This window comes from Allobaculum fili, assembly GCF_020969955.1.
GTDB classification, from domain to species: Bacteria; Bacillota_I; Bacilli_A; order Erysipelotrichales; family Erysipelotrichaceae; genus Allobaculum; species Allobaculum fili.
In genome coordinates, this window is sequence record NZ_JAHDSX010000007.1 from 15,668 (window position 1) to 37,311 (window position 21,644).

Below are 21,644 nucleotides of genomic sequence, written 5' to 3' on the forward strand. Positions count from 1 at the left end.
TTCTAGCTTCCGCTTTCCCCGTAGTTGGAAAGCACGCGGGCGGAGGGATCTTTCACATCGCATCCCTTCCAGTTTTTATTGGGCATCCAGAAATCGACAATCATCTGCGACTGGCCTGGATAGTGTTTTTCAAACAGTTCGCGATACAGCAGCGACTCCTTGGTAAAGGGCATCGCATGCGTATACTGCTGTCTCTTTTCTTCGAATTCTTCATCGGTATATCGTTCTTCGGCATACGCTTTGAGATCATCGGCCATCGAATGGCCGACCGCATCCGAGAACGCGGCTTTCTGACGGAAGAGAATGGACTCAGGAAGCAGATGATCCTCTTCAAAAGCATGACGCAGAAGGTATTTGCCGATGCCGTACGTATTCATCTTTCTGGCCGGATCGACGGCCATTACGTAGGAGACGAAATCGAGATCTCCAAAGGGGACCCGGGCTTCCATGGAATGGGTGGAAATGCACCGGTCGGCTCGCAGAACGTCATACATATGCAGCTCGCGTACACGCTTCTCGCTTTCTTTCTGGAATTCTTCAGGGGAGGGGGCGAAGTCGGTGTATTTGTACCCGAACAGCTCATCGGAAATCTCACCGGTCAGAAGCACGCGGATATCGCTCATTTCCCGGATCTTTTTGCAGAGGAGATACATACCCATGGACGCGCGGATCGTTGTGATATCAAACGTAGCCAGTTCGGCAATGACTTCTTCCAGAGAGGAGAGCACTTCCTCTTTGGTCATGATCAGTTCGTGATGATTACTTCCGATAAATTCAGCGACCTGTCTTGCGTATTTGAGATCGATCGCATCGTCTTCCATGCCGATCGCAAACGTTTCGATCGGACGGTCCATCTGTCTGGCGGCAATGGTGCAGACCAGAGAGGAATCGAGTCCTCCGGAAAGGAGGAAACCGACGGGCATATCCGCATCCAGGCGTTTCAGCACGCCGTCAATCAGCCGGTCATGAATGGTTTTGCAGATCGTTTCAAGATCATCGTCAATCACGGCATCCACCTGACTCATGTCACGATAACAGATGAACTGACCGTCTTTGTAAAAATGTCCGGGCGGGAAGGGATAAATCGTTTCGACCAGCCCTTCCAGGTTTTTGGCTTCTGAGGCAAAGCAGATTTCGCCGTATGGGGTATAGCCGTAATGCAGAGGACGAATGCCGATCGGATCGCGGGCAGCGATCAGCGATTTCGACTGGCCATCGTAAATCACGCACGCAAATTCCGCATCAAGCTGTTCAAACATCCCGGTGCCGTATTCTTCGTAAAGAGGAAGCAGAATTTCGCAGTCAGAATCGGAATGGAAGGCATAGCCTCTGGCCGCCAGTTCGCTTTTGATTTTTCGAAACCCGTAAATTTCGCCATTGCAGACCAGCGCATTTTCGCCAAGAAAGAAGGGCTGCATGCCTGAAGCGTCAGGGCCCATAATGGACAGCCGCTGGAATCCAAGCACTGCGCCATCGAGTACAACGACCTTCGTGTCATCCGGTCCGCGGGTTTCCGTTTTCTTCAAAGCCGCTTCGATTGCATCAGCATTCGGATGATAAGTCTGTACGGAAAAAACTGTGCACATAAGATTCTCCTTAAAAATGGGTGAAAGAAAACAAGCGGCAGAGCCGCTTGTGAAATTTAGAGTCCAAACAGAAGTCGATCGTAGCCAGGGAACGGCCAGTATTTCTGGTCCGTCATGGTTTCGAGCGCGTCGCAATGCTTTCTCAGCTCTTCCATATCCGGGAGGATTACTTCGCGGACATAGTCGGCTGCAGTTTCGATCGGTTCCAGATGATCCATCGTATCGCGATCGGCCTTGAGCTGTTCGAGCGCTGCAAACGCTTTGGTCAGTTCGGAATTGCCGCGCGCCAGCATCGTGCCTTCGTAGCCCTGATCGGCGGGCAGACCCACCTGGGTTTTGACTAGAACGGTATCGGCAAGCGATTTCTGATAGGCACTGACGGCAGGAAGGATTTCCTGGCCGGCCATGTCGATCATCGTTCTGGCTTCGATGTTCAGCAGATGAACGTATTCTTCCATCAGGATTTCATAGCGGGAGAGAACTTCTTCTTCGCTCAGAACGTGATGCCGTTCAAAGAGCGCAATATTCTCGGGGCGTTTTAAATACGGGATGGCTTCCGGCGTGGTCCTGAGATTGAGCAGGCCGCGGCGTTCGGCTTCTTCGACCCATTCGTCGGAATAGCCGTTGCCATTAAAGATGATGCGGGAATGATTCGTGAAAATGTCACGAAGCAGCTTGTGCAGAGCGGAAGGAAGATCTTCGGCCTGTTCGAGCACGTCGGCAATCTGCATCAGCGAATCGGCGATCGCCGTATTCAGAATCATATTGATGCCGGCAATGGACTGGGCGGAGCCGGGCATACGGAATTCAAACTTGTTGCCGGTAAACGCGAACGGGGATGTGCGGTTGCGGTCGGTCGTGTCAACGGGAAGTTTAGGCAGAACGCGGGCACCGATGTTCATGAACTGCTTGTCCTTGCTTCCGTAATCGGCATCGGCTTTGATCGCTTCGATGACTTCCGCGAGTTCGTCGCCGGTAAAGATGGAGATGATAGCCGGAGGCGCTTCGTTTGCACCCAGACGGTGATCGTTTCCGGCGGTGGCTACCGAAAGGCGGAGCAGATCCTGGTGTTCGTCGACGGCTTTGACAATGCCGGCCAGGAACGTCAGAAACTGCAGGTTTTCGTACGGGGTATCGCCGGGTTCGAGAAGGTTTAGTCCGGTATTGGTGGAGAGGGACCAGTTGTTGTGCTTGCCGCTGCCGTTAATGCCTTCAAAAGGCTTTTCGTGAAGCAGAGCAACCAGGTTATGTTTTTTGGCGATACGCTGGATCAGTTCCATAGTCAGCTGGTTCTGATCGGTCGCCAGGTTGGTGGTCGAGAAAATCGGTGCGATTTCAAACTGAGCGGGCGCCACTTCGTTATGCTGGGTTTTTGCCATGACGCCAAGTTTCCACAGCTCGACATTCAGTTCGTCCATGAACGATTTTACGCGGGACTGAATCGTTCCAAAGTAATGATCTTCCATTTCCTGCCCTTTTGGAGCCGGTGCGCCAAAGAGGGTACGTCCAGTAAAGATCAGATCCTTGCGCTGGTTGTACAGATCGCGGTCGACGAGAAAATATTCCTGTTCGGGACCGACGGTCGTTTTGACGGAGGCGACATCATCGATTCCAAACAGGCGAAGAATCCGCCTGGTCTGCTTTCCGATCGCTTCCATTGATCGCAGCAGAGGCGTTTTCTTATCCAGAGCGTGTCCGGTATAGGAACAGAAAGCGGTAGGAATGCAAAGAACGCCTTCCTTAATAAATGCATTGCTGGTGGGGTCCCATGCGGTATAGCCGCGGGCTTCAAACGTGGCACGCAGACCGCCGTTTGGAAAAGAGGAAGCATCCGGTTCGCCTTTAATGAGCTCGGAGCCTTTAAAGCCCATAATGACGGTTCCGTCTCCGTCCGGCGTAATAAAGGAATCGTGCTTTTCAGCGGTAATGCCGGTCATCGGCTGGAACCAGTGCGTGAAATGGGTCGCGCCTTCTTCAATGGCCCAGACTTTCATGGCATGGGCGACGGCGTTGGCGATTTTACGGTTCAGCGGAAGGCCCTGGTCGATCGTTTTTTTCAGTTCTCGATACGTATCTTTTGGCAGACGCTCTCGCATCTTCTGGTCGTCAAAGACCTTTTCACCAAAGATTTCTGCGACGTTCGTATTCATAATCCATCTCCTTATAGTAGAAAAAAGGCAAAGACACTCCAGCTGCAACTCGCCACTTAATCGGAGTGAACGTGGGTTGAAGCTTATTGGCGTCTTTGCCTTTTCGCTGGTGTAAGAATACAAGATCAAAAAGCGCATGGTCAAGAACGGAAACGGAAAAAGCGTTCCGGACACAGGATCTGCAATGTAAACGATTACAATTGAATGTTTTCCCAATTTTCTGAAAACGAAAGCCTGCTTTCAAGAGTTCTCGTTCCATCGCCTGAAAACGGGAAACGTGAGGAACGGGATGGCGGCAGCAAAAGGACAAAAGGCATTTTTCTGCCGTCCGATCCAGAGCAATGCAGATCAACGCAAATCCACAAAGGCCGGCTCAGACCATTTTTCGGCTGTCTGGCGGATTACACGACAGGAGACAGTTCAGCGAATTTATGCGGCTTCCAGCCATTCTGGCCGGTTTTGGCCCGTTCGTTTCAGCGGATTTCATCCCAATGGAAAGAAACCTCCGTGATTGTGAAACGGCATTTCAATCGGTCTGAAAGCGGTATCGAAAAGAATTTAGGGATGGTATCTTTCAAGTGCAACAGGGAAAAAGAGAAAACCAGGGCCCGATCATCTCGATTCATTTTGAAAACAGGGAGAAAGATATGTCGAAAAAGTACGAGCAGCTTGCCGCAGACATTATTGAAAAGGTTGGCGGCCAGAAAAATATCCAGTCCGCATATCACTGCCAGACCCGTATTCGCTTTAGTCTGGCGGATGAACAGCTTGCGGATGATGAAGCCATTAAAAACATGGACGGCGTAGCCGGGGTCATTCGAAATGCCGGCGTGTATCAGGTCGTTATCGGGACACATGTCGCGGACGTTTTTGAAGAGGTAGAAAAGCTTGCGGATCTGTCTTCAGCTTCCGGGAAGGACGAAGGAAAAAAAGAAGAGAAGAAGGGGGCGATGAATACGGTCATCGACTTCGTCTCCTCCGTATTCCAGCCCATTATTCCCGCTTTATCCGGTGCCGGTATGATCAAAGCCGTTCTGGCTCTGCTCACCGTGTTCCATTTCATTACAAACGATTCGCAGACGTACATTCTGCTTAACATGTTCGCCGATTCCGCGTTTTATTTCCTGCCGGTTCTGGTGGCGTTTACGGAAGCTCAGAAACTGAAGTGCAATCCGATTCTGGCGTGCGTAACCGCGCTCATTCTCATGCATCCGACCTGGACCGGACTGGTCTCTGCCGGAGTGCCGGTCAGTCTGTTTGAAGTCATTCCGTTCCAGCTGGTCAATTACGCGAACAGCGTCGTTCCCATCATTCTGATCATTCTTGTTCAGAAGTATGTTGAAAAATGGCTGAATCGGATCATGCCAAAATCGGTCAATCTGATCTTCGTTCCGATGCTCACGATGATCATCATGGGCACGTTGGCGCTCTCTATCATTGGACCGCTTGGAAACATTGTTGGTTCCTGGCTTGGCGTGATCTTCAACTACCTTGCGGAAAATGCAGCCTGGGCACCCGCCGTTCTCGTTGGCGGTCTGCTTCCTGTCATGGTCATGTTTGGTATTCACAATGGCATCGCACCGCTCGGTATCATGCAGATGGGTACGCTTGGCTACGATTCCATTTTCGGTCCCGGCTGCGTCTGCTCCAATATGGCGCAGGCGTCCGCCGGTGCAGTCGTTGCCTTCCGTGAAAAAAAACGCAAGGAAAAACAGATTGCCACAGCCGGTACGATTACTGCCTACATGGGCATTACCGAACCGCTCTTATACGGCGTAAACCTTCCAAAGAAATATCCTCTCTACGCCAGCATGATCGGCGGTGCGCTTGGAGGACTGTATGCCGGCCTTACCCATACCCACCGCTTCGCAACCGGATCGAGCGGTCTGTCCGCCGTCCTGCTGTATATCGGCGACAATACCATGATGTTCTTTTACAACATTCTGATCGCAATTGTTATCGCATGCGTTTCCTCAGCCATCCTGACCTGGATTCTGGCCATCCGCTTTGAAAAGAAAAACGCAAAAGCTTCTTCCGAAAAAGAAGACCGCAAAGAAACGTCTGCTTCCAAAACGAGTTCAAAAGAAATTGAAATGGCTCCCAAAGCCGCAAAACCATCCAAAGCCATCGTTGAAGCCTGCACGCCAGGAACGATCGCACCGTTAAGTACAGCAAAAGACGAAGCGTTCTCTGAAGGCCTTCTTGGGAAAGGCGCAGTGATTGAGCCAGATAAGGGAATTGTTGAAGCTCCGTTTGACGGAATAATCTCGGTATTTTTCCCGACCGCCCATGCCATCGGCCTTATGAGCGACGACGGGATTGAAGTTCTGATTCATGTCGGCATTAACACCGTGGAACTGAACGGCGAACATTTTACCGCTCTCGCAAAACAGGGTGAGCGCGTCCAAAAGGGACAGACCCTTCTGAAATTTGATAAAGACGCGATCGCAAAAGCCGGCTATCCAACCCAGACGATGGTTATCGTCACAAATACCCCCGAATTTGAAGACGTAGAAGTTGTAGAAAACCTTGCGTTTACGAATAGATAACGGGCTGCAAGGTGCTTCATCCTGTCAGAAATCGACGGAATGAATTCAAAATCAAAAGACTCTTGATTCCGTTGGGAAGAAAATCAGAATTCAATTTGTCTTCCCAATGGAATTCTCTATACGTGCAAATCGGTTTAACCCGATCGATCCAGAAAGGAAATCCATATGTTCTATCATGAAAAACCTGCGTTCCCCGAAGATTTTCTCTGGGGCGCTTCCACCTCCGCCTATCAGGTAGAAGGCGCTGCAGCCGAAGACGGAAAAGGTCTGTCGGTACAGGATCTTCACCATCCGGCAGAAACGTCCGATTTCTCCGTAGCCAGCGATCATTACCATCGCTTCCTGGAGGACGTGGCGCTGATGAAGGAGATGGGGCTGAAAGCCTATCGCTTCTCCTTTTCCTGGAGCCGGATTTTCCCCGAAGGAAAAGGGAAGATCAACCAGGAAGGTCTGAATTTTTACCACAAACTCGTCGACGCACTCTGCGCTGCCGGCATTCGCCCGATCGCCACACTGTATCATTTCGATCTACCTCTGGCGCTTGACGAAAACGGCGGCTGGTCCAATCGGGAGACGATCGATGCCTTCGAAGCGTATGCGGCCCTGCTGTTTCAGGAATTCCAGAATCAGATTAAGGACTGGCTGACGATCAACGAGCAGAATGTCATGATTTTGCATCCAAGCGCGATGAATCCCCGCGGTGTACCGAGTCAGAAAGAGCTTTACCAGCAAAACCATCACATGTTTCTGGCTTCAGCAAGAGCCATTCAGAGACTGCGAACGATCGATCCGGAAGCCCACATCGGAGCTGCCCCGAATATCATTGCCGTCTATCCCAAGACGTGTGCCCCTGAAGATTCCATTGCGGCGGATAACTGGGAAACGCTGCGCAACTGGCTGTACATCGATATGTATGCACACGGACGGTACAATTCGCTGGCCTGGGAGTATCTCAAAGACCATGGCTGGCAGCCGGAAATTCAGGAAGGGGATATGGAGCTTCTTCGCGAAGCCAGACCGGATTTCATGGGCGTGAACTACTACGCGACCGCTACCGTCAGCGCACCAAAAAATGACGGACATGACCGCCAGCCGCGAAACGGCGATCAGCAGGTGATGGTCGGGGAAGAAGGCGTTTACCGTGCAGAAGAAAACGAATGCCTTCCATCGACCGAATTTGGCTGGAAAATTGATCCCGTCGGTCTTCGTACGACGCTGCGCCGCCTCTATGCCCATGCCCACATGCCGCTGCTGATTACGGAAAACGGTATGGGTGCCCGAGACCTTCTGGAAGATGACGGCCATGTTCACGACAGCTATCGAATCGACTATTATGCAAAGCATCTAAAACAGGCTGCTCTGGCCATTCAGGATGGCGTTGAGCTGATGGGCTATTGCCCCTGGTCGTTTATGGATCTGGTCAGCACCCACCAGGGCTATCAGAAACGTTACGGTTTCGTCTATATCAATCGGGATGAAAAAGATCTCAAGGATATGAAACGAATTCCAAAGGACAGCTTTTACTGGTACCGGGATGTCATTCAGACCAACGGAGAAAGCCTGATCCAGTCCAAGTGACTGTAAACCAGCAGATATCTGAATCAGAAAAACGAAAGATCAAAGGCAAAGGTTATAAGATTAATCGAAAAGAGCGGGAAGAGCCATTTCTCTGGAATATGTCTTCCTGCTCTTTTTTCAACAACGGAATCTGGAGATAGAAAACTGGAGATAGAAAAAGGGAAAAGCAGCTTTCCACTAGAATCGGATGATCTTTTTGCACGAGCAGGAGAAAGGAACCAAATGGACCGTAAGAGGTTTTATTCAATTTTCTGACTTGTTAAGATGAAAATACATCCCCTGCAGAGGCAGGCGGGAGGACAGCATGAAACTCATCCAGCAAATTGAAGAAGCTGCTCTGAAGTATTCTAATACGAGGCGATGCATTGCATCGGTCATTCTTGAACATCGAACCGATTTTCATGAGCTTTCTCTGGAAAACATAGCCGAGTTTGCCTTTGTCTCCAAACCGACCGTAGTCCGCTTTGCGCAGAGCTTTGGCTATGCGGGCTGGCGCGATTTTCGAGACGACGTGGTCGCCGAGCTGTACACGGCCCAGGTCCATCCTGAACGGGTCGATGTCAACTATCCGTTTCAGGCGGATTCGGATTTGAACTCCATCACGGATGCGCTGGCCAGAACGATGATTCAGACCATCGAAGATACCCGGGAAACGCTGGATCTGAACATGGTCAGCCGGATTGTCTCCTTAATGGAGCGGGCAAGACGGATTGCGGTTTTCAGTATCTCACCCCATACGTACAGTGCGTATCTTTTTGCCAGAAAAATGATGACGATGCAGAAACCCGTGCAAGTATGTACCCCCAGGGAAATGGGCATTACCGCCAGAACGCTGTCCAGTCTGGATATGGCCATTCTCATTTCCTACGCCGGAAACAATTCCGATGCGGAACCGATGACGATCGTTCCGTATCTTAAGGACGCCCGAATTCCCACCGCCGTTCTGACCAGCGCGGGAAATAATTATCTTCGCGAAAATTTCACAAACGTTCTGACCATTCCAGATGATGAACATCTCTATACCAAGATTGCAACATTTGCGAGCGAGCAGTCCGTATCCTATCTGCTGAACGTTCTTTATGCCGGCTTCTTTGCCAGACACTATGAAAAGAACGATCGAAACAAGATTCAGACCGCAAGACAGCTTGAAGATATCCGTAGAAACAGTCGACTGCCCGAATAAAGAAAATAGTCTGACTTATGCTGACGAAGCAGTCAGGAAAGCGGGTTCGGCGGCTTGCCTTAAAAAACGATGGCACCTGCCGATGCAGCTCATAATCGAATACTGCCTGAAATAAACCGGAAGTCCTTCTTTCCCGGTGATGAAGGCTTCCGGTTTGGTCTGTATTTGAAAAAGCGATGTTTATCGTTGCAGTTCATTTTGAAGAAGTTCAAGATTTTCCTGCAAATTGCCGGTCATATCGAGCTCTCGAACAGAGGAAACAGGGGCTGACAACATTTTTTGATGATTCATCTCGATCAGACAGCTTTGCGGATAACCACACGGCATCTGGGCGGTGAGCGGTCTTAAAAAGCAGTTTCCAGATCCATAGGAGAATGGATGGAGGACAGATCTTCTTCTGGTATGTATTCAAGATTTGCTCGATGGGTAAAGCGGCCTTCGAGATAAAAGATTCCATTTTCAGGATATCCTGCCTGCGCAAAGCGGTCTTCCACGTTTGTGGTCAGGATATAGTCTGGCCGATTCTGTGTAATTTGTCGAAGCGTAGGCAGAATCGGAGAGACTGGCTTCTCGTAGTGAATGCCTTTGAGCAGCCGGGTATAAAACGCATTAAACTCGCTGGACTTGGGAAAGGATAGTTCAAGCCCTGCAAAGGAGTCTGAAAGCCGTATTTCTGAATAAAGTCGGCAAAATTTTCACTGAACCAGCCAGAAGGACGGAGGATCGCAAGGTTTTCACTCATGGAAAAGCCGTTGGCTGCATAGATGACAAGACCGTACGCCTGCCGGATCCAGTCGGCCGCTTTCTGCCAGTCGCTCACTGCGGAAAAAGAAGTCATTCTTTCTGTTCCTTTCTGTCTGGCTCTGCAGGACAGCTTTGACGAATTTCAGCAGCAGTTTGAAAAGGAAATGAAGAAAATTACGCTGGAAAAGATTATCCAGAATTACCAGAAGCGGCTGGAACATTCCGAAGGCGCTGCAAAGAGCCCACAGATTTAGCCGTCCAGGTAAAGTTCCGGTTCGACTGGATGGTCCGTTTGGAAAAGAATTTGGCCATCTTTTTTTATTTGCTTCCAAATTCGCACAGGGGAATAATGCAGGAAATCGATTTCAAGTTCAGAAATAAACCGCCCTCTGGATGGTGAGTTTTTGAACTGTACAGAAAGCTTTGATAATCTCTGCGCCGACTGTCTATACTTGAAAGAGCGTATAAAAAAACAAATCCGCCTGTTGAAATCGGCTCCTGCTTCGAGCGCCAAAAAGCGGATTTTCGATACAAAATGAGAATTTGAATCGTTCAGCCGGTTCATACCGAACAGGAAGGAATCTTTATGTTCAGTCAGAATGATGTCTTGCAGTATGTGGAAGAGGAAGGCGTAAAATTCATCCGCCTGGCCTACTACGATTTATTTGGGGTACAGAGAAATGTCTCGATCATGCCTGTACAGCTGAAAAAGGCGTTTGAGAAGGGAATTACGATCGACGGATTGCAGGTTTTTGGAAACAGCACAAACGGGGAAGATCTGGTCATTAAGCCGGACGCCTCGACGATGATTCTTCTGCCCTGGCGTTCCATGGAAAACGGCGTGATTCATATGGTCTGCGATCTGTATCATATTGACGGCCGCAAATATAAACCGGATCCGCGCACCCTGCTGAAAAATGCCCTCGATCAGGCGCATGCTCTCGATCTGGATCTGCTCATGGCCTCCAAATTTGAGTTTTATCTTTTTGAACGCGACGAAAAGGGAAAGCGAACGAAGATTCCTTTTGATGAGGGAAGCTATATGGATGTGGCGCCCTTAGATGGCGGGGAAAATATCCGCCGTGAGATCTGTCTGCTGCTTGAAGAAATGGGGCTGGATCCGCATAAATCGTTCCATCAGCTCGGTCCGGGACAAAATGAGATCGACTTTCATTTTTCAGAACCGCTCGATGCTGCCGATGAAGCGTCTCTGTTTAAGTGGATTGTCCGTACGACTGCCAATTCCAATGGTCTCTATGCCGATTTTTCGCCAAACCCGCTCCAAAATCAGCCGGGAAGTGCGATGCACGTGCAGATCCGTTTTCTCGGGGACAGTCTGTATAAACAGGGCGCCTTTATCGCCGGACTGCTGCGCTATTTGCCGGACGTTCAGCTTTTTCTCTGCCCTTCTGCCGAATCGTATACGCGTCTGGCGTATGCGACGGCACCTAAGCGCTTTAATTTTTCGGATCGAATTCGCAACGTCATGGTCCGCATTCCGCCGCTATCGCATGACGTGCTGGAAGTCCGCCTTCCCGATGCGCAGGCCAATCCGTATCTGACCTTTGCTCTTGTGCTGTTTGCGGGTATGGAAGGCCTGCGGCAAAATCTCAAAATTGAAGACGTTCCCATCCAGAAAGTCGCCGCAAGCCGCCTGGAAGCGCAGATTCTGGCGGATCAGTCCGCATTTGTTGAGCACTATATCGATCCGGCCGTAATTCAGGCGTATAAAACCAGAGGGTAATGCTGTGTCCGTGAGAACTCTGCTCATCCTCGATGAGCTGCCGCAGCTCAGTGAAGACCTGCTGCGAAACTGCGGCTGGAATGCCGTTTTGCGCATGGACAGCAGCAGCGCCAGACGCTATCTGGCTTCCTCATCGGTCGATCTGATCGCAGTGAAAGTGGAAAGACGCCAGTCTGCGATTTCTTCTCTTGTTCTGGAACTTTGCGCGCTGCATCAGATTTCCGGTCTGATCCTCTGCTCACCCGAGCTGGTCGATACGCTGTCTTATCAGATGCGAAGCGTCCCGATTCTGGTTCTGCCCGTCAATACGGCGCGGACCATTCTGGTTCAGGTTCTTGCGTATTTGCGCAAGTCCATTGATGAGGCAAGACGTCTTTCCCAGTCGCTGATGCGGGAGAAAAAGAAGGCACAGGATGAAAAATTCATCAGTCAGGTCAAAATCGAACTGGCTTTGAAGTGCCGCTGGTCGGAAGAGAAAGCCCACCAGTACATTTTGAAAACGGCGATGGATCATTCGATGACCAAAGTGGCCGCCGCAAGGCAGATCCTTGCCAGATTGGAGCGAATTTCCAGTGAAAGTAAAAAAGACAAACGCGATACGTCAGCTTGATACGCATAAAATTGACTATGTTCCGCATGATTTAAAGCTTTCCGAAGCTGCGGATGCACAGACGGTAGCCCATCTGCTAAATACAACCGAAGAGCAGGTGTTCAAAACGCTCGTTACCGTCGGACACGATAAAGAACATTACGTGTTCATGCTGCCGGCAAACGCCCATCTTTCCCTGAAAAAAGCCGCCAGAGCGGTGGGAACCAAGAAGATTGAAATGATCGCGCAAAAGGAACTGTTTCCGCTGACCGGCTATGTACATGGCGGCTGTTCGCCGCTTGGCATGAAAAAGAAGTTTGCAACGTTTATTGATCAGAGCGCCCTCTCTCACGATCCGATTTTCTTTTCCGGCGGTCAGATCGGCGTGCAGATTGAAATCAATCCGAACGATCTGATCGAAACCTTCCAGGTTAAACCGGCAGATCTTTGCGAAGACTAGCTTTGCCCGCAGGCAGCTGAAAAACAGAAACATACATCCGGCTTCTCCCGAAAGAGAAAGATCCGGATTTTTCTTTGTTTTGGACCGGATTTTTCTTGGTTTGGATATAGGAAGACTGTACTGCGGATTGTTGATAAATCAATTTGTATTTTTTGTTTGAATTGCTTTCCAAATGATTGTCTGGGATTGGAAAGTACGGGTTTGAGCGGATACACTTTCAGAGAAAGGATGTTTTATGTATGAAAGCATTTTCCAGCAACATTTATCAGATTTATCCGCTTGGCGCTGCCGGTGCTCCATTTGAAAACGACCGCCAGCTGACGCACCGGCTTGGCCGCTTTGAAACGTGGACGGATCATCTCAAAAAGCTGAACATGAACATGGTTCTGTTCAATCCGCTGTTTGAATCCGTCAGCCACGGTTACGACACCACGGATTATCGCAAAGTCGACTCCCGGCTCGGGGACGAGAAAGACCTGAAGCATCTGGTCGACCGTTATCATGAAAACGGCATTTCGGTTTTGTTTGACGCAGTATTCAATCATGCAGGAAGGGAATATCCGCCGTTCCAGGACGTTTTGAAAAACCGGGAAAATTCGCGTTACAAAGACTGGTTTCTCATCGATTTCAACGGCAACAATTCCTATGACGATCATCTCTGGTACCAGAACTGGGAAGGGTATGACGCGCTCGTCAAGCTCAACCTGAAAAATCCGGAAGTCGTTTCGGAGCTTCTTTCCGTCGTCGATTTCTGGATCGACACGTTTGGCGTAGACGGTCTTCGTCTCGATGTCGCCTATTGCCTGGATCCGGATTTCCTGCGTACGCTTCATCATCATGTCAAAAGCCGCAATCCGGAGTTTTTCCTGCTTGGCGAAACGCTCCATGGCGATTACAACACCTGGGTAAACAGCGAGATGCTCGATTCGTGTACGAACTACGAATGCTACAAAGGACTGTATTCCTCGTTCAACTCGAAAAACTTTTACGAGATTCTCTATTCCTTCAAACGCCAGTTTGGCAAGGAACCGTGGTGTCTCTATACCGGCAGGCATCTGCTCTCCTTTGTCGATAATCATGACGTCAACCGAATCGCTTCCCAGCTCGAAAACAAAAAGCAGCTGCCAGCGATTTATGCGATGCTCTTTACGATGCCGGGCATTCCGGCTGTTTACTACGGCAGCGAGTGGGGAATGGAAGGCCGCAAAAACCAGAACGATACGGAACTGCGCAAGGAAGTTAAAGTTCCTCAATGGAATGAACTGACGGATCAGATCGCCCGTCTGGCGAAAATCCGTCTTGAGCATCCGGAACTCGTGTATGGCGACTACACCCAGATCGCGATTAACAATCCCTGGTGCTTGTTCCAGCGCTCCCTCGATGGGAAATCCGTATGGACCGCCGTCAATCTGCTCGATGAACCGGTCGATATCCCGGTTCCAGCCCATCAGCGCATGACGAACCTGATGAATGACGAGAGCGAAGACATTCAGGGATCGGTTCATGTCGAACCCAATTCCTTTAAGATTCTTGGGTTTTAACTTCCCGAAAAGCGAGAAGGAAACCCGACCGAAATACTATTTGAATCCGCAAAAAAGCCTCATGACATGCGATCGGTCATGAGGCTTTCGTTTATGCATGGTTTAAAAGTTCAGGCACACGCTAAACCCGAACAGAACTTCCCCAAGTCTTTCGAGTATGGTGGCTATGCCTTTACTTCCTATGCGTATTTTTGACGGCGCAAAAGTTTGCGCGCAGGCATTTGAGTGAATTACTTCGCTGCTGCTTCGTCAACGGCTTCCATGATGGCGGAAAGGTTAATGGTGCATCCGCTCTTCACGTCTTCGTCTTCTGCGTAGCCGTCTGCATCGAGTTTAACGGCTTCTGGTCCGTTTTCAACGATGTATTTTTCAAGGAATTCAACCTGTTCGTTCCATTCCTTGCCGATGCCGGAAGCACTCTTCATGCCGTACTCGGCACCGAGTTCTTTTTTTGTTTTTCCATCTTCGGTGGTTTCGTCGATGGTTACGCCCGTGATTTTTCCGTCTTTCTTCGTAACGGTTGCGGATACGTCCTGACCGTCGTGGTCTACGTAAGCGGTGTTGCTGGTTTCACCGGCTGCGCTGGAGCTGTTTGCACTTCCAGATGTGCAGCCTGCGAAAAGGAGAGTCGCAGCGGTGAGAGCCGCAAATGCTTTTTTGTTCATTTGTCTGTCCTCCAGACGGCATACAGCCGTCGTTAATCCGATTTTTCACAAACGATTGCCCAAAAAGGACATCATCTGCCGGAATTCAATCGTGATTATAACAAATGAAATGAAAAAGGCGAACAAATTGATTCGTAAAAAATGAATTTAATTTTATCACCATAATGTTCATCCGGCGAAAAAAACAAGAACCGTGACCGGAAAAGTAACGTTTTGAACAGGAAATGCAAAGAAATTCGCGAAAATCAACCTCACTTTGCATACGGTATGCGAGTGTTCCGGCAGTGACGGCAAAAAGCGGCGTCCGTCTGGATTCACCCTGCGGGTACATTCTGTATACGATGCGGACTGGCCTGAAAATCACATGCGTTTACAGCGTCATCGAATACCGGACATACGGAGGGGCTTTCTGGATCCTATTGGAAGACAGAGAAAAAGCCGTCACAAAGACGGCTGAAATTACAATTATTCTTACGCTTGCTCTTACCCCTGTTCCTACTCCTGTTCCTGCTCTTCGGATTTCATTCTGGCGTTTTTCACAGCGGCCTGAATCAGTCCGTCAAAGAGCGGATGTACGCGGGTAGGGCGGGATTTGAATTCGGGATGGTACTGCACGCCGATATAAAATGGATGATCGGTATACTCGATGGCTTCTACCAGAGAATTGTCCGGACTCGTTCCGGCGATCGTCATTTTGTTTTCTTCAAAGCGGCTGCGGTAGAGATTGTTGAATTCATAGCGATGACGGTGTCTTTCGCTCGTACGGTCCGCCTGATACAGATCATGCAGGCGGGTACCGTCATGGATGTAGCACGGATAGGCGCCAAGCCGCATCGTTCCGCCTTTGCGAATGTCATTGGACTGATCGGCCATGAAATCGATAATCGCATCGGGCGTGTTTTCATCAAATTCAAAGGAATTCGCCTGCTCGAGTCCGAGGACGTCCCGGGCAAAGGAAATGGCTGCGATCTGCATGCCCAGACAAATGCCCAGGTAAGGAATCTTATGCTCTCTGGCATAGCCCGCCGCAGCAATCATGCCTTCAATGCCGCGGCCGCCAAAGCCGCCGGGAACGATAATGCCGTCGACATCCGAGAAAACTTCGTCAAAATTGTCGAGATGTTCGGAATCGATCCATTTGATGTTCAGGCGGACTCCGTTTTTGAAGGCGCCGTGATGGAGCGCTTCCGCAACAGAAAGATACGCGTCATGCAGGGCGACGTATTTCCCGACAAGACCGATCGTGACTTCCTGATCGGCTTTGTGAATGGAATCGACCATGGCTTTCCAGTTTTCCAGATCCGGCGTTCGGTTTTCGAGACCGAGCTTTTTGCAGATGACGTCTGCAATATGCTGCTCTTCCAGCATCAATGGCACTTCATACAGAGAATCGAGCGTGCGGTTTTCGAAGACCGACTCGGGTTCGACGTTGCAGAAAAGGGAAATCTTGTCTAGAACCGAAGAGGGAATCGATTCATCGCAACGGGCAATGATGAGATCGGGGTGAATGCCAAAGCTCATCAGTTCCTTGACAGAATGCTGGGTCGGCTTGGACTTGAATTCCTTGCTTCCCGAAATATAGGGAATGTAGGTGACGTGAACGAACAGACAGTTGTTTCGTCCGGCTTCGGCTGCGACCTGTCGAATCGATTCGAGAAACGGCTGGGATTCAATGTCGCCGATCGTACCGCCGATTTCGGTAATGATGACATCGGCATCCGCATAACGTCCCGCCTGCATGACGAAGTTTTTGATTTCGTCGGTAATGTGCGGAATGACCTGAACCGTCTGTCCGAGGTATTTGCCTTCGCGCTCTTTGTTAAGCACATTCCAGTACACTTTTCCAGTCGTCAGATTGGAGTACTGGTGAAGGTTTTCATCGATAAAGCGTTCATAATGCCCGAGATCGAGGTCGGCTTCGAGGCCGTCGTCGGTGACGAACACTTCGCCATGCTGGAACGGCGACATCGTGCCCGGGTCCACATTAATATAAGGATCCAGTTTCTGCGCCGTGACCTTGTAGCCGCGTGCTTTAAGAAGGCGTCCGATCGAGGCAGCGCTGATGCCTTTGCCAAGCCCGGATACGACGCCCCCGGTAACGAAAATGTATTTCATAGGCAGATCCTCCTGCAAAAAAATAATTACCTGCCAATTTTACGCCTTGAAAATAACAGAAGAATTGGCGGAACCCGAAAAAGCAAAATGAGAGAAAAATGAGCGGGTTTCCAAACCTCATCAAGCCCTTACATAATCGCTTAAAACAGCCATATATTCTGTGAATCCTGTAAATGCTTTTGTTGTCACTATTTGTGCACGTATTATACACAAAGTCTAGTCCTATCTTTTGCTTATGCGTGTTATGTATGGACAACTTGACGAAGATGTTACTTTTTACGCACTTTAAAAAGAAGAAATTTGTTAACTTGCGTAAAAAGAACGCGAAAATTCGTTCGGAAACTAGTTGAAATCCTAAGGAGTTCGATATACTGAAATTAAGTGAAAAGCAGTTTCTTTTTTGGAAAAAGTTTACGAATCTGCTTTTCGGACGGTATGCTTACCTGTCGGATCCAGGCGTTTTTTTAAACGGATTTTCGCTGAAAACCTGACGTTCTTCTTTCGCTTTTTTGACGAATATGCAAAAAGAAGAACGTTTGAAAAGAAAACCGTTTTGAGTGTTCTGTTCTTCTTTAAGGATCATTTCATGGATTTGAGCAAAATGAGATGCACAGAAAAAAGCCATAGAGTCGACACCTGCGATCAAACGTGTAAAATACGGAATTCAGAACACAAGATTCTGAACGCCAGACAAAGCCAGCCGCCAAGGTGCGCGGCTGATGCAACTTTGGAAAAACAGAATGAGGAGGAAACAGAATGAACCGAACTGCCCGCTGCATCCGAATGCTTATGATCTTGAAAAGCCGACAGACGGTCTGTACCTCTGAACTTGCAGAGCTTCTCGAGACCAATCCAAGAAACATTCGTGAATACAAGAAAGAACTGGAACAAGCCGGCTATACCATTAAAACGGTACGCGGTGCCGGAGGCGGCTATGAGCTTGAAGGCGGAGCCGTCCTGCCTCTGCCTTTATATAACGATGAATCGATCGATATTCTGACCACGATCCGAGACAGTCTGCTGTCCACGCCCAATCAGCCGTATGCGGCCAAGGGTGCGGAACTGCTTGATGAAATTATCGCGTCCAACCCGGTCAGCGATCCGGAAAAGCCGATTTACTTTACCCCGAGCCGGATTAACGATTTCTCTGAATCCGCAAAGGACGATTTAAGCCGGATCCGCAAAGCGGTGTTCCGTCGCCAGCAGATCTCGATTCTGTACCATTCCCGCGAAAGCAAGGATCCCATCCGTCGTGTCGTTGATCCGTACGATGTCGTCTGCTCGGACGGCAACTGGTACTTTGTCGGCTTTGACCATTATCGTCAGGCTGTCCGAACGTTTCGGATTTCGCCGGCGCGCCTTTTAAAGCTCGAACTTCTCGATACGACATTCGAACGGCAGGCAGATTTCAAGCTCAAGGATTATCTGGGTACTTCTGCCCTTACACGCGCCGACAAGGAAATTTATCTGATTGAAGTGCGCAAGGAACAGTGCCGCTTCTTTGAAGAAATTCGCTGGGGCCAGAGCTTTGCAAAAATCGGCGAACAGCGCGAAGGCTGGGTGACCTATTCTTTCTTCTGCGACGATCCGGCGCATATCGAACGCAATCTGTTCCGTTTTGGAAACGATGTGATTTTGCTGGCCCCCAAATGGCTGGCTAAGGAATATACGGACAAGCTTGCTTCCATCCTGGATCTTTACAGGGATTAAGCAAACTTTTCCCGCTGAATTTTTACTGCTGTTTATTTCTCGATCAGGCGGACGTGTATCCGCCTGATTTATTTTTGAGTATGATAGTCAGAAGAGGGTCCTTTTGCCTGACCAGACCGCCCGCCGTTCGCATACGTTTGGACAAGGACGGAATGCTTCGCTTTCATTCCAGTCCATCCGCATCAGGCAAGAGGAAATGAGGAGATGGTGCCTATGAGCGAGAAACGACGAATGATTCACACCAATGAAGCGGCAGGCGCCCTGAACTGTCTGCGCAAGGTAGTTTTAATACGGCATCAGAATGGGGCAGTCGATGATTTTGCACTGCCCGACGGTCACGAATTTCGCCGCCGCCTGGAAGAGCTTTTTGAAAACGATCCGCTCCCCTGTGGACAAAAGGGAGATTCAAGCGAGCGTTCCTTTGATATTTTGCGACATCACGACAAGGCGCGAAATCTTCGCTTTGAAAGCCGGGGCATTTGCACGACGATTCCGGTTCTGGAATTTGATCGGGAAGGCTCCATCGAACAGGGTAAGCCGCTCTGGATCGTCTGGTATCCCGTGTATGGAACAAACCCAAAAGATACGATGCTGCATCGGCTGTACGCGGACTGTGCCGTTCTGGCGGCCAATGGAATCGATGTGTCGTCCATTCGCTTCATCTGTCTGCGCAGCGATCTGATCAGCGATCCAGATTTAAAAGCGGACGAGATTTTTACCGTCTACGATCATCTGCGCAAACCGCGCGGGGGATTTCGCAAGCCGACAGCCATTGAAATGGTTCGAGATCTCGAACAGAAAGAACCTTTCGGCAAGTTTCTCAATCTGGCGGCAGAAGCGCTGGATCAGGCGCTTGATCTTTCACTCGATGAAATCGCCGTACGCAAAACCAAACTTTGTTCGAGCGCCCACTGTCCCTTTTATGAAGAGTGCTATCAGAAGAGAACGCTGCCAAATGATTCCGTCGCACTTCTTTCTTCCTGCGCTGCTGCCGGCCAGATGATGGAAAAAGGCATTGTTACGCTCGATCAGGTTCCGGGTGAAGCGGTCGAGGGCAGTCCTTTTCAGTACGCGCAGATCATGGCGGCCAGAAATCCAAAAGGCTATTTTCTGGATGCGGGCGGGGTGGAAGAATGGTTTTCCAAACTGACGTTTCCGCTTTCCTATCTGGATTTTGAATGGGACACGTACGTTCTCTCCCCCTATGCCGGCATGCGGCCGTTTGATGTGCTGTGCTTTCAGTATTCTTTGCATGTCGAGACCAGAGAGGGAAAGCTAAGCCATACTGCCTTTTTTGAAACGGGAGACTGCCGGGAAGCGTTTATTCGATCGCTGCTGCGCGATCTGCCAAAGACGGGAAGCATTCTTGTCTTCAATATGGAAGGCGCGGAAAAGCTGCGTCTGCGTCAGCTGGCCGAGCAGTTTCCAGAGTATCGAGAACAGCTGGAATCGGTCTGCGAGCGGATGATCGATCTTGCGCTGCCCTTTGAAAGCGGCTGCTTTTATAATCTTGCTCAGCGTTCGCACAGTTCTCTGAAAACGCTGCTGCCGCTCTTTGCCCAGGATGTCAGCTATCACGATCTGGACGTATCCAACGGCGTACAGGCGGTCAACGTATACCGCCAGGCACAAAATGAACGCGGATTGCAGCAGCTGCAGCTGGCCAGAGATATCAGCGAATACTGCTCGCTCGATACGCTGGCCGAAAAGAAACTGGCCGATGGCCTGAAACAGAAACTGGAGGAAGAAGAATGCCAAATCTGATTACGCATGCCCTGTTTGCGGACGATGTGCTCGAACGCTTGAACAATCCTTTGTGTAACGCGAAGCGAAAGATGTTTCTGACAGGAAGCCAGGGACCGGATTTTCTGTTTTTTCATCACAGCGATCCTTTTTACGATATTCTCAAGCCTTCCGATATCCGCAAATACGGCAGACTCTTTCATAACGAGCACGTCAATGACTTTTACTTAAGCGCGCTGCATTCGATTGAAAACGAAAAAAACAAGGACATTCAGGACGATCTGATCGTCTACGTGTGCGGCCATCTTTGCCACTGGGCGCTCGATTCCACGATGCATCCGCTGATTTATTCGAAAACAGGCAACTGCAAAGGCGACAGTTCCTGGCGCCACCATCAGTTTGAATCGATGCTGGACGCGGCCATGCTCAAATACCGGAAAAATCTCACGATTGCCGACTATGACTTTTCGAAGGAATGCTTTTCCACATCGCCGCAGACCGCACGCGCCATGGCGCGGATTTACGTTCCGGCGATTGCCGAAATTTATGGCGAACACGTTGCGCCTTCGAGCTTTCTGGAGGTACTGAAAGACTGGCGGCGCATTGAACGCCATTTCCGGGATCCGAAAGATCTTAAGAAAAAGCTGCTGCGCCCGCTGGAAAAAATGACGCGTCTGGAGTTTCTGATGACCGGCTTTTCCATTCCGGCCCATTACGAAGACAATGTCGACATATGCAATCTGCTGCACAGTCCATGGCGCCATCCGGTATCCGGAGAAGCGACCACGGCATCGGTCTTTGATCTGATGGAAACCGCGCTGCAGAAAGCTTTGCGGACCATTGATCTTTTCGAAACCTGTCTGGCTCATCCAGGCAGCCCGGAAGACGAACAGGCGTTCCTCGATTTTCTGGGCGATCGCAACTACGAAATGGATATGCCCCCTGGATTTCTTCCGACCTATTTTGAACTGGCCGATCTGGATCAGAAAATCTGACGGGAACGTATAGGCCGTTTCCGGGTACTTTGCCGATACGATTGCTACGGCTTTTCGCCATTTCAACCGAAAGACTCTGTTTTTGATGGCTTTGTCCAGCGAAAGAACGCGGTAAATGCGGCATTGGATCTGGTAAAGCGCCCGACTGGGCACAGGCTTATCTTTTTTGTGTGAGAAAATCCGACGGGCGTACGCGAACCGTCTGGATGGATCAAAAGTTTTCATGAATTTTCATGAAAAAAGAGCCTGCGCGGCTTCGTTTTGAAGAGCCTGTGTAGAAGAGAAAACACAA

Annotated in this window: 16 protein-coding genes; 11 read left to right on the forward strand and 5 right to left on the reverse strand. The window is 49.8% G+C overall.

Annotation, left to right across the window (positions count from 1 at the left end):
• Positions 1-2: 2 nt before the first annotated feature.
• Complete coding sequence (gene asnB / locus Afil_RS02830) at positions 3-1,586, reverse strand: asparagine synthase B (protein WP_230267006.1); 1,584 nt, start codon at positions 1,584-1,586, stop codon at positions 3-5.
• A gap of 56 nt (positions 1,587-1,642) precedes the next feature.
• Complete coding sequence (locus tag Afil_RS02835; protein ID WP_230267007.1) at positions 1,643-3,736, reverse strand: glutamine synthetase III family protein; 2,094 nt, start codon at positions 3,734-3,736, stop codon at positions 1,643-1,645.
• Positions 3,737-4,383: 647 nt separating this feature from the next.
• On the opposite strand from Afil_RS02835, the gene Afil_RS02840 reads away from it, so the two are divergent.
• The 8 genes from Afil_RS02840 to Afil_RS02875 all read left to right on the forward strand — a co-directional run bounded on the left by Afil_RS02840 (position 4,384) and on the right by Afil_RS02875 (position 14,124).
• Positions 4,384-6,285: a beta-glucoside-specific PTS transporter subunit IIABC gene (locus tag Afil_RS02840; protein ID WP_230267008.1), complete on the forward strand. Its 1,902-nt coding sequence runs from the start codon at positions 4,384-4,386 to the stop codon at positions 6,283-6,285.
• Between the two features lie 165 nt (positions 6,286-6,450).
• Complete coding sequence (locus Afil_RS02845) at positions 6,451-7,863, forward strand: glycoside hydrolase family 1 protein (protein ID WP_230267009.1); 1,413 nt, start codon at positions 6,451-6,453, stop codon at positions 7,861-7,863.
• 304 nt (positions 7,864-8,167) lie between these two features.
• Positions 8,168-9,046: a MurR/RpiR family transcriptional regulator gene (locus tag Afil_RS02850; RefSeq protein WP_230267010.1), complete on the forward strand. Its 879-nt coding sequence runs from the start codon at positions 8,168-8,170 to the stop codon at positions 9,044-9,046.
• A 764-nt stretch (positions 9,047-9,810) separates the two neighbouring features.
• A complete protein-coding gene (locus Afil_RS02855) occupies positions 9,811-10,044 on the forward strand; it encodes a hypothetical protein (protein ID WP_230267011.1) in 234 nt (77 codons plus the stop codon).
• 332 nt (positions 10,045-10,376) lie between these two features.
• Positions 10,377-11,534, forward strand: coding sequence for a glutamine synthetase family protein (locus Afil_RS02860; RefSeq protein ID WP_230267012.1), 1,158 nt, complete (start codon positions 10,377-10,379; stop codon positions 11,532-11,534).
• Positions 11,535-11,538: 4 nt separating this feature from the next.
• A complete protein-coding gene (locus Afil_RS02865; RefSeq protein WP_230267013.1) occupies positions 11,539-12,144 on the forward strand; it encodes an ANTAR domain-containing protein in 606 nt (201 codons plus the stop codon).
• On the forward strand, positions 12,107-12,583 hold the full coding sequence (ybaK, locus tag Afil_RS02870) for a Cys-tRNA(Pro) deacylase (protein WP_230267014.1): 477 nt from the start codon (positions 12,107-12,109) through the stop codon (positions 12,581-12,583). Before Afil_RS02865 ends, ybaK begins: the two co-directional genes overlap by 38 nt.
• Before the next feature lie 239 nt (positions 12,584-12,822).
• Entirely contained in the window at positions 12,823-14,124 is a 1,302-nt protein-coding gene (locus Afil_RS02875; RefSeq protein ID WP_230267015.1) for an alpha-amylase family glycosyl hydrolase, read from the forward strand.
• 230 nt (positions 14,125-14,354) lie between these two features.
• Here Afil_RS02875 and Afil_RS02880 read toward each other — a convergent pair whose 3' ends face one another.
• From Afil_RS02880 to Afil_RS02890, 3 genes are all read right to left on the reverse strand, one after another.
• The gene (locus tag Afil_RS02880; protein ID WP_230267016.1) at positions 14,355-14,789 is read right to left on the reverse strand and encodes an FMN-binding protein; all 435 of its coding nucleotides are present in this window, start codon (positions 14,787-14,789) and stop codon (positions 14,355-14,357) included.
• A gap of 495 nt (positions 14,790-15,284) precedes the next feature.
• A complete protein-coding gene (gene pyrG / locus Afil_RS02885; RefSeq protein ID WP_230267017.1) occupies positions 15,285-16,904 on the reverse strand; it encodes a CTP synthase in 1,620 nt (539 codons plus the stop codon).
• 439 nt (positions 16,905-17,343) lie between these two features.
• Positions 17,344-17,529 carry a hypothetical protein gene (locus tag Afil_RS02890; protein WP_230267018.1) on the reverse strand — a complete coding sequence of 62 codons (186 nt, stop codon included), beginning with the start codon at positions 17,527-17,529 and terminating at the stop codon, positions 17,344-17,346.
• A gap of 131 nt (positions 17,530-17,660) precedes the next feature.
• On the opposite strand from Afil_RS02890, the gene Afil_RS02895 reads away from it, so the two are divergent.
• From Afil_RS02895 to Afil_RS02905, 3 genes are all read left to right on the forward strand, one after another.
• Positions 17,661-18,614, forward strand: a complete 954-nt coding sequence (locus Afil_RS02895; RefSeq protein WP_230267019.1) for a helix-turn-helix transcriptional regulator — start codon at positions 17,661-17,663, stop codon at positions 18,612-18,614.
• 213 nt (positions 18,615-18,827) lie between these two features.
• On the forward strand, positions 18,828-20,378 hold the full coding sequence (locus tag Afil_RS02900; RefSeq protein ID WP_230267020.1) for a DUF2779 domain-containing protein: 1,551 nt from the start codon (positions 18,828-18,830) through the stop codon (positions 20,376-20,378).
• Positions 20,366-21,352, forward strand: coding sequence for a zinc dependent phospholipase C family protein (locus Afil_RS02905; RefSeq protein ID WP_230267021.1), 987 nt, complete (start codon positions 20,366-20,368; stop codon positions 21,350-21,352). Before Afil_RS02900 ends, Afil_RS02905 begins: the two co-directional genes overlap by 13 nt.
• The last annotated feature ends 292 nt before the right edge of the window (positions 21,353-21,644 follow it).

Excerpts from the sequence above, each read along its gene's own strand:
- Afil_RS02850 (WP_230267010.1), top strand. The coding sequence starts at position 8,168 with ATGAAACTCATCCAGCAAATTGAAGAAGCTGCTCTGAAGTATTCTAAT.
- asnB (WP_230267006.1), bottom strand. The coding sequence starts at position 1,586 with ATGTGCACAGTTTTTTCCGTACAGACTTATCATCCGAATGCTGATGCA.
- Afil_RS02835 (WP_230267007.1), bottom strand. The coding sequence starts at position 3,736 with ATGAATACGAACGTCGCAGAAATCTTTGGTGAAAAGGTCTTTGACGAC.
- Afil_RS02875 (WP_230267015.1), top strand. The coding sequence starts at position 12,823 with ATGAAAGCATTTTCCAGCAACATTTATCAGATTTATCCGCTTGGCGCT.
- Afil_RS02880 (WP_230267016.1), bottom strand. The coding sequence starts at position 14,789 with ATGAACAAAAAAGCATTTGCGGCTCTCACCGCTGCGACTCTCCTTTTC.
- Afil_RS02855 (WP_230267011.1), top strand. The coding sequence starts at position 9,811 with ATGACAAGACCGTACGCCTGCCGGATCCAGTCGGCCGCTTTCTGCCAG.
- Afil_RS02895 (WP_230267019.1), top strand. The coding sequence starts at position 17,661 with ATGAACCGAACTGCCCGCTGCATCCGAATGCTTATGATCTTGAAAAGC.
- Afil_RS02840 (WP_230267008.1), top strand. The coding sequence starts at position 4,384 with ATGTCGAAAAAGTACGAGCAGCTTGCCGCAGACATTATTGAAAAGGTT.
- pyrG (WP_230267017.1), bottom strand. The coding sequence starts at position 16,904 with ATGAAATACATTTTCGTTACCGGGGGCGTCGTATCCGGGCTTGGCAAA.
- Afil_RS02845 (WP_230267009.1), top strand. The coding sequence starts at position 6,451 with ATGTTCTATCATGAAAAACCTGCGTTCCCCGAAGATTTTCTCTGGGGC.
- Afil_RS02905 (WP_230267021.1), top strand. The coding sequence starts at position 20,366 with ATGCCAAATCTGATTACGCATGCCCTGTTTGCGGACGATGTGCTCGAA.
- Afil_RS02900 (WP_230267020.1), top strand. The coding sequence starts at position 18,828 with ATGAGCGAGAAACGACGAATGATTCACACCAATGAAGCGGCAGGCGCC.
- Afil_RS02860 (WP_230267012.1), top strand. The coding sequence starts at position 10,377 with ATGTTCAGTCAGAATGATGTCTTGCAGTATGTGGAAGAGGAAGGCGTA.
- Afil_RS02890 (WP_230267018.1), bottom strand. The coding sequence starts at position 17,529 with ATGGCTTTTTTCTGTGCATCTCATTTTGCTCAAATCCATGAAATGATC.